This window comes from Vibrio sp. 378 (genome assembly GCF_033339435.1).
The window spans coordinates 1-524 of record NZ_JAWOUO010001151.1; the positions used below are offsets into that span (position 1 = coordinate 1).

Here is a 524-nt window from a genome sequence, read left to right on the forward strand (position 1 = left end):
CCACAAAAAGCACGAATTTTACTGATGTTGTCACTCACGCAAACGAAGAACTATCAAGACGTTCAGAAGATGTTCCAGTACTACTAAGGAACAACCATAAAAGCTGATAATTGATAACCAGTAATACGTAAAGAGGAGGTTGATAGCAACCTCCTCTCATCCAAGTGACTAGCCGAACAAACGACGCTTCATTCCGGCTCTCTCAAGAATGCGCGTTGAAATTTCTTCTACCGATAATGACGACGTGTTGATGTAAGGAATCGCTTCTCTTCTGAATAAAGCTTCAACCGTGTCCAACTCCAACTTGCATTGCTCTTCACTGGCATAGTCGCTACCCGACAGGCGATTCTCACGAATCTCATTCAAACGTTCAGGCGTGATGGTTAAGCCAAACAGTTTGTGGCGGTGCACCTCGAACTCTGGCAACAAACGCATCATCTTGACGTCTTCGGCAATAAACGGGTAGTTCACCACGCGCAAGCCAAACTGCATCGCCATGTACAAACTGGGTGGGGTTTTGGCGC

At 46.2% G+C, this 524-nt stretch carries 1 protein-coding gene; it reads right to left on the reverse strand.

The features are described from left to right. Nucleotides 1-168 precede the first annotated feature (168 nt). The coding region (locus R7Q48_RS30880; protein ID WP_318134225.1) for a kinase/pyrophosphorylase at nt 169-524 on the reverse strand (356 nt) is incomplete at its 5' end.